Source organism: Methylocaldum sp. GT1TLB (genome assembly GCF_051027445.1).
Lineage (GTDB): Bacteria > Pseudomonadota > Gammaproteobacteria > Methylococcales > Methylococcaceae > Methylocaldum.
Map to the genome: position 1 here is coordinate 4,671,097 of NZ_CP194898.1, position 16,215 is coordinate 4,687,311.

The 16,215-nt window shown below is 59.0% G+C and carries 15 protein-coding genes; 9 read left to right on the forward strand and 6 right to left on the reverse strand.

Annotated features, from left to right (window positions below; translation table 11 throughout):
• Window positions 1-68: 68 nt before the first annotated feature.
• Genes ACR2R1_RS20580 through ACR2R1_RS20595 form a run of 4 tightly spaced genes read right to left on the reverse strand, consistent with a single transcriptional unit; the run spans window position 69 to window position 3,723 of the window.
• On the reverse strand, window positions 69-893 hold the full coding sequence (locus ACR2R1_RS20580; protein ID WP_156879483.1) for a uroporphyrinogen-III synthase: 825 nt from the start codon (window positions 891-893) through the stop codon (window positions 69-71).
• Window positions 886-1,809 carry a hydroxymethylbilane synthase gene (gene hemC / locus ACR2R1_RS20585; RefSeq protein WP_434111730.1) on the reverse strand — a complete coding sequence of 308 codons (924 nt, stop codon included), beginning with the start codon at window positions 1,807-1,809 and terminating at the stop codon, window positions 886-888. Before hemC ends, ACR2R1_RS20580 begins: the two co-directional genes overlap by 8 nt.
• A 38-nt stretch (window positions 1,810-1,847) precedes the next feature.
• Complete coding sequence (locus ACR2R1_RS20590) at window positions 1,848-2,609, reverse strand: LytR/AlgR family response regulator transcription factor (RefSeq protein ID WP_434111732.1); 762 nt, start codon at window positions 2,607-2,609, stop codon at window positions 1,848-1,850.
• A complete protein-coding gene (locus ACR2R1_RS20595) occupies window positions 2,584-3,723 on the reverse strand; it encodes a sensor histidine kinase (protein ID WP_434111734.1) in 1,140 nt (379 codons plus the stop codon). The genes ACR2R1_RS20590 and ACR2R1_RS20595 overlap by 26 nt, the downstream gene beginning before the upstream one ends.
• Before the next feature lie 425 nt (window positions 3,724-4,148).
• Between ACR2R1_RS20595 and ACR2R1_RS20600 the strand changes: the two genes are divergently transcribed.
• The 6 genes from ACR2R1_RS20600 (at window position 4,149) to gnd (ending at window position 10,255) form a co-directional block, all read left to right on the forward strand.
• A complete protein-coding gene (locus ACR2R1_RS20600) occupies window positions 4,149-5,093 on the forward strand; it encodes an ABC transporter ATP-binding protein (RefSeq protein WP_434111736.1) in 945 nt (314 codons plus the stop codon).
• A complete protein-coding gene (locus tag ACR2R1_RS20605) occupies window positions 5,090-5,836 on the forward strand; it encodes an ABC transporter permease subunit (RefSeq protein WP_077727924.1) in 747 nt (248 codons plus the stop codon). Before ACR2R1_RS20600 ends, ACR2R1_RS20605 begins: the two co-directional genes overlap by 4 nt.
• Window positions 5,833-7,317, forward strand: a complete 1,485-nt coding sequence (locus tag ACR2R1_RS20610; protein ID WP_077727925.1) for a GldG family protein — start codon at window positions 5,833-5,835, stop codon at window positions 7,315-7,317. Before ACR2R1_RS20605 ends, ACR2R1_RS20610 begins: the two co-directional genes overlap by 4 nt.
• Window positions 7,317-8,282 carry a DUF4340 domain-containing protein gene (locus ACR2R1_RS20615; protein WP_434111739.1) on the forward strand — a complete coding sequence of 322 codons (966 nt, stop codon included), beginning with the start codon at window positions 7,317-7,319 and terminating at the stop codon, window positions 8,280-8,282. The genes ACR2R1_RS20610 and ACR2R1_RS20615 overlap by 1 nt, the downstream gene beginning before the upstream one ends.
• 40 nt (window positions 8,283-8,322) lie before the next feature.
• Window positions 8,323-9,138: a bifunctional DNA-formamidopyrimidine glycosylase/DNA-(apurinic or apyrimidinic site) lyase gene (gene mutM, locus ACR2R1_RS20620; RefSeq protein WP_347257969.1), complete on the forward strand. Its 816-nt coding sequence runs from the start codon at window positions 8,323-8,325 to the stop codon at window positions 9,136-9,138.
• A 103-nt stretch (window positions 9,139-9,241) separates the two neighbouring features.
• Window positions 9,242-10,255, forward strand: coding sequence for a phosphogluconate dehydrogenase (NAD(+)-dependent, decarboxylating) (gnd, locus tag ACR2R1_RS20625; protein ID WP_077727928.1), 1,014 nt, complete (start codon window positions 9,242-9,244; stop codon window positions 10,253-10,255).
• A 290-nt stretch (window positions 10,256-10,545) separates the two neighbouring features.
• Here gnd and ACR2R1_RS20630 read toward each other — a convergent pair whose 3' ends face one another.
• Window positions 10,546-11,088 (reverse strand): CAP domain-containing protein, encoded by a 543-nt coding sequence (locus ACR2R1_RS20630; RefSeq protein WP_168175308.1) that lies wholly within the window; start codon window positions 11,086-11,088, stop codon window positions 10,546-10,548.
• 259 nt (window positions 11,089-11,347) lie between these two features.
• Window positions 11,348-12,712 (reverse strand): YihY/virulence factor BrkB family protein, encoded by a 1,365-nt coding sequence (locus ACR2R1_RS20635; protein WP_086133075.1) that lies wholly within the window; start codon window positions 12,710-12,712, stop codon window positions 11,348-11,350.
• 56 nt (window positions 12,713-12,768) lie between these two features.
• On the opposite strand from ACR2R1_RS20635, the gene ACR2R1_RS20640 reads away from it, so the two are divergent.
• The 3 genes from ACR2R1_RS20640 to ACR2R1_RS20650 all read left to right on the forward strand — a co-directional run bounded on the left by ACR2R1_RS20640 (window position 12,769) and on the right by ACR2R1_RS20650 (window position 16,206).
• Window positions 12,769-13,929, forward strand: a complete 1,161-nt coding sequence (locus ACR2R1_RS20640) for a lipocalin-like domain-containing protein (protein ID WP_086133076.1) — start codon at window positions 12,769-12,771, stop codon at window positions 13,927-13,929.
• A 58-nt stretch (window positions 13,930-13,987) separates the two neighbouring features.
• A complete protein-coding gene (locus ACR2R1_RS20645; RefSeq protein WP_347258143.1) occupies window positions 13,988-15,412 on the forward strand; it encodes a hypothetical protein in 1,425 nt (474 codons plus the stop codon).
• Window positions 15,413-15,651: 239 nt separating this feature from the next.
• Window positions 15,652-16,206, forward strand: a complete 555-nt coding sequence (locus ACR2R1_RS20650) for a DUF488 domain-containing protein (protein ID WP_168175309.1) — start codon at window positions 15,652-15,654, stop codon at window positions 16,204-16,206.
• The last annotated feature ends 9 nt before the right edge of the window (window positions 16,207-16,215 follow it).

The window sequence follows — 16,215 nt, forward strand, 5'->3', positions numbered from 1 at the left end:
GCTGTATCCCCGTAGTATTGAACCTTAATAGCTTTTATTGGAGAAAGGACTCGAAATCAGCAGGCCGATTATCGGCTGGCCGGGCGGTCTTGAGCGGTTCTCTTCGTTTCGACATGACGAATTATCGTCTCCGCTATGGCTTGATCGCAGGCCGGCTCCGCACTGATCACATGACGCCAGCCTTGATCGCGAGCCAGTTTTTCGACGCGCGAGCCGAGCACCACGAGCGGGGTATGCTCGGCGAACTCGTGTATGGCCTCGCCCAAGAGCTGCGTAAGATTATTCAAAGCCTCTCCGCTGGTGATGGTTACAATGTCGATACCGCCTTGGCGCCACAGGTCAATCCAATAACCGATATCCGTCGCGGGAAGAATTCTGCGATAAACTTCCGCGTAGGCAACTTCCGCACCACGAGCCCTGAGTGTTTGCGCAAGATGCTCCCGTCCGCCTTCGCCCCGGACGATCAATATCGATTTGCCGGATACATCAGTCATTTCCGGCGACGCCAAGAGCGACTCGCTATTAAACTGCGGTTTAGGTATCAGGTCTACCCGAATTCCGGCCTTGGTCAGCGCTTCCGCAGTAGTCTGGCCGATAGCCGCGATTCGCGCCGGCCGCGGCGGATTGAACGACCCGCCGTGAATCGCCAGAGTGAAGCGGACGGCGTTGGGGCTCGCGAATATCAACCAATCCCACCGGTTTTGCCGCGATAAAAGTTCCGCCGCTGCGGTAGGATCGCCGACAGCGACGATTTCCAGCAACGGCAGCCTCATTGCATGGCCGCCGGCGGCTTCAATTAGAGCGCACAGGCCATCGGCTTGTTCCCGCGGTCGGGTGACCAATATGCCTATGCCGGCTAGAGGGGCATTCGTCGAGCTTGCCATGTCAGGCATAGAGTGCGTTCAGGATGCGATCGGCCCCGCGCGATAATAAATCTTCGGCCAAGGCTATCCCTAAGTCCTGCGGATCGGCGTAAGAACCTTCGATTTCGCCTTGAATCAGTGATCTTCCGTCAGGCGTGCCGACCAGCCCACGCAGTCTCAGATGTTCCCCGGACAATTCCGCGTATCCGGCAATGGGCACCTGGCAGCCACCGTTCAGGCGCTCGTTGAGCGCTCGCTCTGCCGTGACGCAGATAGCCGTTTCCTCGTGGTGCAATGCTTTTAGACACTCGTTCAGCCAAATGTCATCCCGGCGGCATTCGATGCCGATGGCGCCTTGGCCGACCGCGGGGAGGCTGGTCTCAGTCGAAAGTATTTCCGTAATCCGATGGCTCAGGCCGAGCCGTTTCAATCCCGCTGCGGCAAGGATGATGGCGTCGTACTGCTCGGTCTCGAGCTTATTTAGGCGGGTGTCGACATTGCCCCGAAGATTGAGCGTTTCGCATTCGGGGAGACGGGCCTTGATCTGGCATTGCCGGCGAAGGCTGGAGGTACCGATCTTCGCCTGTGGCGGCAGCGCATCGATGGACGGATAACGCAGGGAAACAAAAGCGTCGCGGGGATCCTCGCGCGGCAGAATGGCGGCGAGATGCAGGCCGTCGGGCAGTTCCGCCGGCACGTCTTTCATGGAGTGGACGGCCAGATCGGCCGTTTCTGCCAGCAGCCCCTCCTCCAGTTCCTTCACGAACAAACCTTTGCCGCCCACCTTGGCCAGCGGGGCGTCGAGCAATTTGTCGCCGCGCGTGACCATTTTCACCAATTCGACTTCGATATCGGGGCATGCGGCCCTCAGGCGCGCCGCGACGTGTTCCGCCTGCCATACGGCCAGGGCGCTTTTGCGGGTGGCGATGCGTATACGTTGTGGCATCAGTATCGACCGTGCGTAAATTAAGCCATTGTATCAAATCAGCCGTCCTCACCAATCGTAGCGAGTTGTTTTAACTGGCTTCTTACCGAAGGCAGGTGCCGACGGCTGATTTCCAAGGCCTCGGGGATGCCGCGCAGACGAAGCGCCGTGCCGCCGGGGGACGATTTTTCCAGTGCGACGATATGGTCGATTGCCACCAAGGCGTTGCGGTGAATCCGAATGAAGCTCTTTCCGAATTCTTCTTCCAAAGACTTCAACGAATCGTCGATCAAGGTTTCTCCGTCGGGGGTCCTCACCGTCGTATATTTTTGTTCGGCGCGGAAATAAAGCACCGTGTCGACCGGAATCAATCGTATGTCGCCATGACTATAGATGCATAAATGGCTACGGGTCGATTGTCCTGCAGGTAGGGCGGTCTCGAGTTTATTCCATGCGGTTTCGGTAAATCGTTCCGCCTTTCGCAAGGCGGCGGCCAGACGGTCCTTTCGCACCGGCTTGAGGAGATAATCGACCGCGCTGACCTCGAATGCCTCCAAAGCATGTTCGTCGTAAGCCGTCGTAAAGACCACGGCCGGCGGCTGAGGCAATCGGGCGAGTTCGCGTGCGGTTCCGATGCCGTCGATCCACGGCATTCGGATATCCAGCAGAACCGCATCCGGCTGGATCTGAGCGGCGAGCCTCAAGGCCTGTTCGCCGTCGGCCGCTTCTCCGACGACGATCAATGACGAGTCGATCTCGCCGAGCAAATCCCGCAAACGGCTTCGAGCCGGCGCCTCATCGTCGGCGATCAGGATTTTCATGATTCTTCGGAAGATAAGGAAAGACGATTCGAACTTGGTAGCAATTGTCGACCACGCTGGTGAGGAGGCGCGCCTCCCCCGGAAAACAGGCTTCGAGACGAGCGCGGAGATTGGTCAGAGCGATCCTTGCACCTTGACGCGAGCGGCGCGCGTCCGCTTCCGGCAGGGTGTTTTTTACCGTCAGAACGAGATGCCGTTTCGTGAGTTGACCGCCGATCTCCACTTTGCCGCCACGCTGAGACGGCTCGACGCCGTGATAAATCGCATTTTCCACCAGCGGCTGAATGCTCAGGGGAGGGATCAGTGCGTCCTCCGGAGCGTCCTTCAGACGCCAGTCGATGCGCAGACGTTCGCCGAGACGCTGCCGCTCGATGTTGAGATATTGGCAAGTCAGGCCCACTTCGTCTTTCAGCGCCACCCATTTGGTCTCTTTCTTGAGTACCGCGCGGAACAACTCGGCCAAATCCAGCAGAAGTTCTTCCGCCATTTTCGGATCGTTCCGAGTGAGGCTGGCGATGGTGTTGAGACTATTGAACAGAAAGTGAGGGCGCATTCGCGCCTGTAGTGCATCGAGCCGGGCTTCACCTTCGGCCCGGATTTGCAGACGCCAGCGCGATTGGATATAGAGGTAGCGCAGCCAGGCCGCCGTAATGAGACTGCTGGCCCCGAGAATTTTCAAATAGTAGACAACGTCGAGGTTTTCAAAGGAAATGGCATGTCCCGGATTCAATGGGCCGTCGTGGCCTAGCCAGGCAATCAGAAATGTCGCGGTCTGGATGACGGAGAAGGTCGCCGCTCCGCACCAGAGGGCGTCTAGTCGGGCGAGCCGCGAGCGAATACTGCAAAGGACGACTCCGCTGGTCAGCGCGATCCAGACGATGAATAGCGAGCGCAGCCCCAGGTCGGACCAGAAGCCGTAATCGGACGACGAATCGGCGAGCGTCAGAACGAAAGCCAGTAATTCGGCCGAAACGACTAGCATCAGGGCGGTCGAGAGGCTGCAAAAATCGGGAAGAAAGGACTCGGCCGCCCGGCTGGTTGCGGCCCCGGTACCGCGGATGGTCGGCGATGCTTCCCGTCGGCCGGAACTGTCCTTAGGCCGTATAGACTTCACTTGCTCGGTTTTCCGCCGCTGCATCAATGATCAATTGTCCGACGAATGTTCAAAAAGTCAGGCTGTGGAGTTCGTTGCTCCATAAGAGTGTAGAGGTCCGGGAAAAGCTTGCTGGAGGAAAACATCGGAATTTGCTGGATAAGTGGCTCGAAGCGGTCGAGAGGGGCGGTCGCAAGCGTCCTGAACGGCATTTGCGATAGGCTTGCGTGCTGCGTCCGAAACGATGGCGCACAGGCTCGCCTTGCTTTTGGATACACTCAGTCCAGTCGGCGCACTCGCCGCTTCCAAATAACACGATCAGGACGGCGAGGACTGCTCTGTGGTACCGTTATTGGGTTCCGCTATTTTTTACGGGCGTGCGGCACCTGGTGCCCAAGTGGCCCGTATCTTGCCTTTCGGAAAAATTTTTGTATCTTACGCGCGCTATGACTCAACTCATTCAAGTCGAACAACTTTATCGCTATTACGGCGATCACTGCGCCGTCAACAACGTTACGTTCAGCCTGGAAAAGGGCGAAATTCTGGGATTTCTCGGCCCCAACGGGGCGGGCAAGTCGTCCACCATGCAGATGATCTGCGGCAATCTCGCGCCTACCTCCGGGCAGATCCTCATCAACGGGATCGACATACTGGACAATCCCAAGGAGGCCAAGCGGGAGCTGGGCTATTTGCCCGAAATACCACCGGTTTATCGGGAGCTGACGGTGGACGAATACCTGGACTACTGCGGGAAACTGCATCAGATTCCCCGGGAAAAAATCCCGACAGCGGTCGATAGCGCCAAAGAACGCTGCGGCTTGACCGACGTCGGCGAGCGATTGATCGGGAATCTGTCGAAGGGTTATCAGCAGCGGGTCGGTATCGCCCAAGCCATTCTCCATTCCCCGTCGGTCATCATTCTCGATGAGCCGACCGTGGGGCTGGACCCGATCCAGATCCGGGAGATTCGCGAACTGATCGGCGAGCTCGGCAAGCAGCACGGGATTATTCTCTCGACGCACATCCTTCCCGAAGTCCAGGAATCCTGCACCCGCGTGCAAATCATTCACAAGGGCAAGCTGGTGCTCAGCGACAGCATCGAGGGCCTGGAACAGCAGATGCGCGCGTCCAGCGTGGTGCTGGAAACCCGTTTAGGGGCCGATCTCATGAGGCTCTACGCCATCGACGGCGTTCAAAAGATCGACGACCTCGGCGAGCGGCGCTATCGAATCTTTCACGACAAGGACAAAAACCCGGCCGAACGGATCTCCGAAGCTGCGGTATCGCTGGGTTGGGGACTGCTGGAACTGACCCCCGAACGGCGCAGCATGGAAGAAATCTTCATAGACATCACCCAACACACTCCCGTTATGGAGGAGCAAGCCGCATGATGGCCTTAGTCATCGCGGGGCGAGAGCTCCGCACGCTGTTTCTTTCGCCTTTGGCCTGGTCGATCCTGGGCGTGATCCAGATCATTCTGGGCTACATGTTTCTGGCGCAGCTCGACTACTACGTGATGCTGCAAGCCCGCATCGCCGGCATGGAGGATGCGCCCGGAGTCACCGACCTGATCGCCGTCCCGCTGTTCGGCAATGCCGGCGTCATTCTCCTATTGGTGACGCCGCTCCTGACGATGCGGCTGATCAGCGAGGAGCGCCGCAACCGCACGCTGAGCCTTCTGTTTACCGCTCCGGTGTCGATGACCGAGATCATTCTCGGGAAGTATCTCGGCGTGTTCGCCTTCCTGCTCATCATGGTCGCGATGATCGGTCTGATGCCGCTGTCGCTGCTGGTCGGGGGCGGACTGGACATGGGCAAGCTGGCGGCCTGCATCATCGCCCTCGTGTTGCTGCTGGCCGGGTTTGCCGCCGTGGGGCTATACATGTCGGCGCTCGCCAGCCAGCCGACCATCGCCGCCGTCAGCACGTTCGGGGCATTGCTGCTGCTGTGGATCATCGACTGGACCGGCAACTCGGCGGGCGGCGTGCTCGAATATCTCTCGATCCTGCGCCATTACGAGAGTTTGCTGAAAGGTCTGGTATCGACGACCGATCTGATTTACTTCCTGCTCTTTACGCTCACGTTTCTCGTTCTGAGCGTCCATCGTCTGGATAACGATCGCCTGCAAAAATGAAGATCAACCGCAAGACGCACCTCGAACTACGCCTGCAAAACCTTCTCTTCACCTTGCTGTTTCTGGCCGTCGTCGGCCTTGTGGCCTGGCTGAGCACGCGCTACACGGCCCAGTTCGACTGGACCGCGGGCGGCCGCCACACTCTCTCCGAGGCCAGCCGCAAGGTCTTGGACCTGATGAAAGAACCGGTAACGATTACCGCGTACGCTCGGGAAAACGCCCAGCTGCGAAACCAGATTCGCGATCAGGTCGGACGCTACAGCCGTTACAAGAACGATCTGACGCTGAATTTCGTCAATCCGGATACTCAGCCCGATAAAGTCAGGGAACTGGGTATCACCATGGACGGCGAAATGATGGTGGATTACCAGGGCCGCACCGAAAAAATTCAAAACGCCGAAGAGGCCACCTTGACCAATGCCTTGCAGCGCTTGGCCGTGGCCAAGGAACGGCACGTGGTCTTCCTCGAGGGTCATGGGGAACGGTCGCCGCAAGGCCAGGCCAACCATGATCTGGGCCAGTTCGGCGAAGAACTGGAGCGGAAAGGCATCACGGTGTCGATGGTGAATCTGGCGGTGACGCCCGACATTCCGGACAACACCAACGTGCTTGTCCTGGCGGGGCCGCGAGCGAACTTCCTTCCCGGTGAAATTACGCTGGTCCAGAACTATGTGAAAAACGGCGGAAATCTGTTGTGGCTGACCGACCCCGGCGAACTGCATGGCTTGGATCCGCTCGCCCAGCAGCTGGGAATCAAGTTCCTGCCCGGAACCGTGGTGGATGCATCCACCCAGCTCTTCGGCATAGACGACCCCACTTTCGCCCTTGTCGCGGAATATCCGGCGCATCCGATCACGTTCAATTTTCAGACGATGACGCTATTCCCGGCCACGGCGGCGCTGGACAAAAGCGCAGACGGAGATTTCCAGCGGGAACCTCTGCTCAGCACTCTGGCTCGCTCCTGGACCGAGACCGGAGCGATCGAAGGAAAAATCCAGTTCGACGCGGACAAAGGCGAGCGCAAAGGCCCGCTCCAGATCGGTTACACCTTGACCCGCGAGATAAAACCGACGGATAAGACGGAGCCGGCCGCTTCGGCAAGCAAGTCCGAAGCAAAGCCGTCTGAAGCTAAGCCGAACGAAGGATCGAAGGCGGAACAAGCCGGACAACCGGAAGCCGGGGCGGCCAAGGATGCTGGTGAAAAGCCGTCCGAACAGCGAATCGTCGTGATCGGCGACGGCGACTTCCTGTCGAATGCCTTTCTCGGCAACGGCGGCAATCTGGATCTCGGCCTCAACATCGTTCATTGGCTGAGCCAAAACGAGGCTTTGATCAATATTCCAGCCAAGACGGCGCCGGACCGGAAGCTGGAACTGTCGCCCGTCGCTTCCGGCGTGATCGCCATCGGTTTCCTGATCGCCTTGCCCGCCGGGCTGATCGGCACGGGAGCTGCCATTTGGTTTAAACGCCGGAGACGTTAATGAAATCGAGACTGATCCTGAATCTAGCGCTATTGATCGTCATAGCCGTCCTTGCCGCCGTTGCATTTTTCGAGCCCGGCAAGGAAAAGCCCGAGACTACGCCTCTCGCGGCTATCGACGAAAATGCTCTTACCGCCATCACCTTGCAGAATAAGGACGCCATCACCTTCGAAAAGCAAAACGGGCACTGGCGCTTGACCAAGCCGTTTTATGCCCCGGCCAACGACATTCGCGTCCGGCAGCTGATCGGTATCGCCGAGGCCAACAGCGAAGCGCAGTACCCGGTAAGTGCCGACGACCTCCCCAAATTCGAGCTCGACAAGCCGAAAGCCACGTTGATTCTGGATGCGACCACGATGAAGTTCGGCGGCTCGGATCCCATCAACATGCGGCGTTACGTACAAATCGGGGATACCCTGCACCTGGTCAACGACGATTTCTTTCATCACCTGACCGCATCCGCTACGGATTACGTGGACAAGAAGCTCCTGCCCGAAGACGCGAAAATCAAAGAGATTTTCATACCGGGCTTGAAAGCTACCTTGGGGCAGGACGGCAAATGGATTCTGGAGCCGCCGGCCGAACCCAATCAAAGCATTTCGGATCTCCTCAACGCCTGGAATACGGCGAGAGCCATCGATGTGAAGCGGGTGGAACAGCCCGCTCAAGGCGATGTAATCCGAATTACCCTGGCCGAGGGCAATCCGGTCGAGTTCTTCATCATGCAGCGGGAGCCGGATCTCCTTCTTGTCCGACCGGACCTGGGGCTTCAGTACGAAGTGACCGGAAACGCCGCAAAACAGCTGCTCAGCCTGCAAAAACCGGAACTCAAGCCCGAGGAGCCGAAACTGTCCCCAGCCGAAGACGAGGAGACCGAGGAAGAATCTCCAGCGGACGCGGAAGAACAGCAAGAACCGGCAGAGTCGGCAGAGCCGGGCGAAGAAGGGGAAGAGGCGGCGGACTGACGCTTCTTCAAGCTGTCGGACGCTGCCCGATAACGCCGCCATGCCCGAACTGCCGGAAGTCGAAACCACGCGGCGCGGCATTTCGCCTCATCTAACCGGGCAGACCGTTCAGGCGATAGTCGTTCGCCAGCCTCGGCTACGCTGGCCGGTTCCGCCGGATCTGCCGGAAAAGCTCGATCGTCAGACCATTCGGACGGTCGAGCGCCGAGGCAAATACATCCTGATCGGCACAAACCGCGGAACGCTGATCGTTCATTTGGGCATGTCCGGAAGCCTCCGCATCCTCGCCCCGGACAGCCCGCCCAGAAAGCACGACCATCTCGACTTCATCCTCGCCAACGGAACCTGTCTCCGCTTCCACGATCCGCGCCGTTTCGGCTGCGTCGTCTGGACGGAAGACGATCCTTCGACTCATCCCCTCCTGGCCGAACTCGGGCCGGAACCCTTAAGTGAATACTTCGATGCGCCCTATCTTCATGGAAAAGCCCGTGGCCGCAGCGTGTCCGTCAAATCCTTCATCATGGACAGCCGCATCGTGGTGGGTGTGGGCAACATCTACGCCAACGAAGCCTTGTTCCGGGCCGGCATCGATCCGCGCCGACCGGCCGGCCGCATAGCTCTGCCTCGCTACGAAAAACTGGTCGTATCGATACGGGAGGTCCTTTCCGAAGCGATAGAACAAGGCGGAACCACGCTACGCGATTTCGTCAACGAAACCGGAAGTCCGGGGTATTTCCAGCAAACTCTGCAAATTTACGGACGGACCGGCGAACTATGCCGCCGATGCGGCGAGCTTATCCGAACGCAGCGGCTAGGGCAGCGCTCAACTTATTGGTGTCCGAACTGTCAACATTGAGATACGCGATCGTGCATTGAGAACCGTGCGCTCGTTCTTCCGCGCAAGGAAGATTTCGTAGCGCATACGTACCGATATCTCTCGAATGGAAAGGAGGCAGCCCATGCAAATCGGTATGATCGGTCTGGGGCGAATGGGTGCCAACATGGTGCGCCGGCTGATGCGGGGCAATCATTCCTGCGTGGTTTGGGACAACTCGCGAAAACCCGTTGAGATGTTGGCTTCGGAGGGTGCCATAGCCGCCGACAGCCTGCGGGATTTGGCGGACAAACTGCTCAAGCCGCGCGTCGTCTGGCTAATGATTCCGGCGGGCTTCGTCGACGATTTGATAGACAAGCTTTCGCCCTTGCTCGAAAGCGGAGACATCCTGGTCGACGGCGGCAATTCTCACTATCGCGACAGCATGAATAGAGCGCTACGCTTGAAGCCGCGCGGCGTCCATTACCTCGATGTTGGCGTCAGCGGCGGCGTATGGGGCCTGGAGCGGGGTTACTGTCTGATGATCGGCGGCGACGAGGAGCCCGTTCGAAAACTGCATCCGATTTTTCGGGCTTTGGCACCGCCCCAGGATGCGGCCCCGCGTATTCCGGAACGCGAAAACACCGGGTTGGCCAGCGCCGAGCAGGGGTATCTACATTGCGGTCCCAATGGAGCCGGCCACTTCGTCAAAATGGTTCACAACGGCATCGAATACGGTCTCATGGCCGCTTATGCCGAAGGCTTCAATATTCTGAAGAACGCCGGAATCGGCTTCGAACGCCAATCCCATGATGCCGAAACCGCGCCCTTGCGCAATCCCGAGTATTACCGTTTCGATTTCGATCTGCCCGAGATCGCCGAATTGTGGCGGAGAGGCAGCGTGGTTCGGTCCTGGATGCTCGATCTGGCGGCATCGGCCTTGCTGCAATCACCGGATTTGGAGAGATTCTCGGGACATGTGTCCGATTCCGGCGAGGGGCGGTGGACGGCGTTCGCCGCCATCGACGAAGGCGTCCCCGCTCCCGTGTTGAGCGCCGCGCTGTTTCAGCGGTTCTCGTCCCGCGGACGCAGCGAGTTTGCCGACAAGTTCCTGTCCGCCTTGCGCTGGCAATTCGGAGGACATCAGGAAAAATCGTGATGCGAGCGACAGCGCGACTTGGCGGATTGGCCAGGCCGTTTGCGATTGGAAGGGACCGACTAAAGGTCCGTTTGCGATTGGGACAGGATTCCCGACCTACTATCCCCTGGACCGCTAAACCGATCCTGAAGATGCTCTGGCTCCTTGGTGAGCCGCTCGACGGCTCAATGTAGTGTGGCGGGTGGGACCGCAGGCGATCCGGGCGGCACGCCGCAACCATGTCTCGCCTCCTTCGCAAAGTAGGAGGCGAGAAATACGTTCAATCGCGCGGTGCGTGTGCGCCTGGGAGATCAGTAAGGACTCTGGCCGGTAACATTGCCGGCGGGGCGGTAGTTGCAGACCCACACTTGGGCGTTGTTGGTGCAGACTGCATAGCCGCAGCCGACTTCGGTGGTTGCGGCCCACACCAACTGGGTATAGTGGCCGCACATCCTGCCGGGGGCGCAGCTGTTGGTCTCGTAGTTGTAATTGGCCTTTTCGGCTGCCCACGAATTGACAACCTGAGCCGGGGTAAGCTGCTGCGGTTCGGTGCGGCCATCGGACCACATCACCGGGCCGGCCCAGTAGAGGTTTTCACCCAGTTCTCCCTGATCACTGGCAGGGCTGTGGGGCAGTTCGCGCGGACAGCCCTGCTGCTCCAGCGTGGCGGCGTAGTCGGTGGCGATGGTGGCGAGCTCGTCCGACCAGACGAGCGGCGGCACCCCGTCGGCGGAGCGCACCTGATTGTGGGCGGTGATCGTGGCCACGGCATCGGCGGGCTGAGCAGCGAGGCCTGCGCCGCTCCACAGGATTAAGGCGGAAATGATGAAAGGCGGGTTGCGAAAACGGCACATGACGTACTCCATTACGTGAAGGATGATTACCAACCGTACCGCGACTTGGCCGTCGCTGAGCACGATTCATGGGCAGTATCTGCCTTGTGACAGAGGGCAATCACGGATGTTCCGATCAGTGACGGATTTATCGCGTTTTACTCTCCGTGATGCCTTGCGTCACGACCGTCCGCTGCTATCCGAGCGCCGATTCGGTGCGGGAGGGCGTGACGCTCTGGGCGTTACGTCAATCGAGAAAATTCTCGACATCACGGCATGGCTAAGAGCACGAAGAACGAAGCTGCTCTGAATCTCCCTGCGTCGACGGCGATTGAGCCAGGATGAGATCCCGCAGCGAACGGCGGGCCGAAGCGGTCGTCGCCGAGGCATTTTCCAAATCCTCCGCGATTTTCGCGAGTTCCGGCAACGTGAAAGCAGCATGGGACGAAAGGGCGGTATCCTCGCGTTTCGTGCGCATGGCCGTCAGAATGTCCCAGACGGTGATTCCGGCGATATCGCGGGCCGGAATGAAGCTTTCATCGCCTTTTCCCGCTTCCACGACCAACCCGCCGGCTTGCAGTATGTCCAGGCTGTCTTTTACCGTTTCCCACGGCAGTGACAATCGCTCCGCCAACTCGTCGATGGTCCTGGGTTTATCCGCATGAACGAAACGCTCGCCGATCAAGTACATGACGGCGAGTCCGACCCTCTCTTTCAAGCGGTTGCTGAGCTGAAAGAAACGGCTTTTTCCCAGCACGTAATGGGGATGCTGGAAATAGAAGGCGGCTTGCCCGCCCAGCAGGAGGATCAGCCAGCTGAGATCGAGCCAGATCATGAACAAAATGACGATGACCAGGCTCGAATAAATGGCGTGGTAACTGGTCGAGCCGACCACGAACTTGGCGAACAGCAGGCCCGCCAGCTTCCATACCACGCCGCCCACGGTACCGCCGAATAACGCGGCCCGCCAAGGTACCCGCGTGTTCGGAATGTAAATGTAGACGAACGCAAACGCCACGATGATCATCAAATAAGGGAGGAGCTTGCCGCCCAGATAGAACAGGGTGCCGAAAGGTTCTTGGGCGATCAGTCGCCGGACTGCGCTGGCATGGGGCATCGAGGCCGTGAGACCGATGGCCGAAAAAATCAGCACCGGACCGAGCAGAATCACACTGAGGTAGTCGCTGGCCCGGCGGGCGAAGCTGCGGGCCTGTGTGACTCGCCAGATGTGATTGAATGCGGCTTCTATTTTTTCCAGCACCGAAATAATGGTGTAGATGAGCACCGCCAAACCGACGAAGCCGAGCACGCCCACGTTGACCTTGGTCACGAAGCCGAGAATGGCTTTCGTCAAATCGCCCGCCTTATCGCCCAAAGGAGCGAGCATTTGCAGCAAGAACGGCTCGAGCTGATTGTTGATGCCGAAAGCCTTCAGGAGCGAAAAGCACAAGGCGAGACCCGGCACGATGGCCAAAAGCGTGGTGTAGGCGAGACTCGTGGCGCGATAATCCAAGCCTTCGCTACGAACGGCTCCGACTAGCGCTTTGATCCAGGCGGACACCAAAGCCGCCAAGCCGCGGAGCCGGTGGAAAGAGTCGAGTTTTTGGCGCGCCTGCTTGATGGGGTTGAAAAGCTTGATTTGCATGCTGACCACGATCTTTGTTAGGCATTAGACAGTTTGGAGCAGCCGGAAACAGTGATATGGCAACTGGCCGCGGCAATATTATCGTGCGGATAGCCGCCGTTCTGCTCGCAGTCATGCTGTCGCTCGTACCGTCGTCGACACTCCGGCAGCCCCCGGAGCGAGTTTCGTCCGGCGATGCGATGCCTTTTTCGTCTTTCTCGAAAACGCTGCGAAAAATTGCGGACAGGTTTCCGGAGGACCGTTCCGACCGGTCCTTATCTTTTCCGTTCGATCACGGGATTCATCCGGACGTCCCCATGGAAATCTGGGAATTCACCGGCCAAATGAACACGCCGGACGGTCACCGATACGGCTTTCTACTGAGCTTTACGCGGTTCGGTCTTCAGCCGGAACAGCCCGAAAGGCCATCGGCCTGGGCCACCCGCGACGTGTATCGGGGGCTGTTTGCATTTCTCGATGCGAGCAATGGCCATTATCGGGCATCCGAGCGTTTTGCAAGAGCGGCACTGGGCATGAGCGGGTATGATCCCGTTTCCGGGCTGGTCTGGCTGGACGACTGGAAGCTAAGGGTGCCGCTGGGAGAAACCACGTTCTTCGCCTTGCAGGCCGACGCCGACGGGACGCAACTCAACCTCCGATTGGAGGCCCGAAAGCCCGCTGTCGTGCCGGCTGGGCAAAGCTTCCCGGCTGCTGCGGGAGGCCGTCTTCGCGCATATTTGCTTAGCCGTATGGCGATATCCGGAACGGTTCGGTTGGGCGAGCATCGACATAAGGTAACCGGCGAGGCCTGGCTCAGCCGCAGTTGGGGAAAACTAGCCCCGCCGGGCGGACAACTGGTCCTGAACCGCTATCAATTGCAGCTCGACGATGGCCGTGAGCTCCTGCTTTTCCAGCTGAGGCGCAAGGACGGCAGCGCGCCGCCAGTGTCGAGCGGGCTCTTGATCGAATCCGATGGCCGCGCTGTTCCGATTTCCGGAAACGACGTTCGGCTCGAACCCGCCACTTACTGGTCTAATCCCTCGGGAGTTCCTTATCCGGTAGGCTGGATCGTGAGGCTGCCGAAGCTCGAAGCCGAACTGCGCCTTTCTCCCTTAGTCGAAGATCAGGAAATCGTCCGGTCCGTTCGCGCCTGGTCCGGCGCGGTCTCGGTGTCCGGAACCGGGCCTCGCGGTAAAGCGCTTTCAGGGCGGGGTTTCGTCGAATTGGCCGGCTATTGACGGCTCGATTCCCAAAAAAAGGATTTTTCCGCTAAAAAAACCAGCTTGTGAGTCGAACATGCCGAATGCCAAAACATCGTCCGTCGCTTCGATCGTCTTTACGGCTTTCTTGCTGGCGGCCTGCGAATCGAGGGAACAGACGAACGCCGTCAGCTATTCGCCCGCCGGACCCGTTCCTGCCGAACAGCAGCGTCCGGGCGATCCGAACAAAGGTTACGAGGCATTGCTCAACGCGCCGTACATCACCTGCGGCATGCCTTATTCGGCCTACAAACAGACGGCCTCGGCGCCCGAGCCCATGACGCTTATTCTGGGGAGACCCGGCCGAAACGCCGAGTTGCCTTACAACCTCACGGCTTACACGACACCCAAGGGCGTGGAGCTCGTAGTGAACAATTGCCTGTCCTGCCATGCCGGTTTCTTCGCCGGAAAGCTGGTCATCGGCCTAGGCAACGAAAATCTCGATTTCACCGAGGACCGTACGGCTGCCGCAGAAGGCGTCGGCGCATACGTGGAGGACGAGGCCGAAGCGGCGGAATGGCGGCGCTGGGCGGACCGAATCCGTGCCATTGCCCCTTACATGATCACCGACACGATGGGCGCGAATCCGGCCATCAATATGACGTTCGCGCTGATCGCTCACCGGAATCCGGAAACGCTGGCATGGTCGCCGGAACCGCTGATCGAGCCGCCGCCGAAATCGGTCGCGCCGGTCAGCATTCCGCCCTGGTGGCGCATGGCAAAGAAGAACGCCTTGTTCTACAACGCCGAGGGCCGCGGTGATCTCGCACGGGCCATGATGGTGGGCGCCATATTCTGCGCCGATGACGTCGATACCGTGCGAAATATCGATGCCTACGCGCCGGATATTCTGGCTTACTTTGCATCGCTCAAACCGCCGCCGTGGCCTTTCGGTCTCGACGGCAAGCTGGCCGAACAGGGGCGCGCCGTATTCGAGCGAACATGCTCCGGCTGCCACGGTACCTATGGCGAACAGCCGATTTATCCCAATCTGGTGCTGGGACTCGACGAAATCGGCACCGATCCAGTGTTGGCGCAACACGCTGTCGGCGGCGCATCGGACCGGTTCATCGCATGGTTCAACGGCTCCTATTACGGCGAAACGGCTCGCGCCGCCCCGGCGCCGGGTTATTTCGCTCCGCCTTTGGACGGAATCTGGATTACCGCTCCTTACCTCCACAACGGATCGGTGCCGACCATCGAAGCCTTGCTCGACAGTTCGAAACGGCCGAAGTATTGGACGCGGTCGTACGAGTCGTCCGCGGCCGATTACGATCCGGTCGGCCTGGGCTGGCGCTACACGGCGCTGGGGCAGGGGAAAGCCGGTACGGACGACCTGCGGGAACGGAAAAAAATCTACGATACGACCTTGCCCGGCCACTCCAATGCCGGCCATGTTTTCGGCGACGGCTTGAGCCCGGAAGAACGCAAGGCCGTGCTCGAATACTTGAAGACACTATAGAAGCCCGGAACTTGCTTATGGCTGAAACTGCCGAAGTCTCGTCAGCGAAGGATTGCCCGCCTGCAACGGCTTATTTCGAGATATAGGTCAGAATGTCGGGATGCTTCTGATTGTTTTTCGAGTCCAAAAAGTGCATTACATACGAACTCGAACGTCCGCCCGAATCATCGGCGGACTGCCGGCGGGGTGTGCCGGTTCGGGAAATGGGAAAAAACAATCAGCAAGAAGGAAGTGAAGCCATGAAACTCTATTCCATCGGCCACAGCAACAGAAGCTCTGACGAACTGATCGATATGCTCAAGAGGCATGGCATCGGGTGTCTGGTCGACGTACGCAGCAGGCCCGGTTCCGCGCGTTTTAGACAATTCAACCGTCCTACGCTGGAACGGGCTTTAACGCAGGCCGGCATTCAGTATCAATGGGAAGGCGACAATCTGGGCGGATGGCGATCGGCGACACCGGACGATGTAAAACACAGGGTCTTGAATCCGGGATTCCGGTCGTATGCCGCCTATATGGAGACGCCGGATTTCCGCGAAGCCGTGGAACAAATACTAAGGCTGGCACGAATCTGCCGGACGGCGTTCATGTGTGCCGAGAAAGATCCGTCGTGCTGCCACCGCTCTCTGATTTCCGATTACCTGACGGTGCGCGGACATATTGTCGAACATCTTATCGTGCCGAACGAAAGCTGTAGGCACGACCTGCATTCCGCCGCACGAATCGTCGGCTCGCGACTGATCTATGATCGAATTCAGCAAAACCTGGAGTTGTTCGCGCCGGATGTTACGTGAGTACACCTG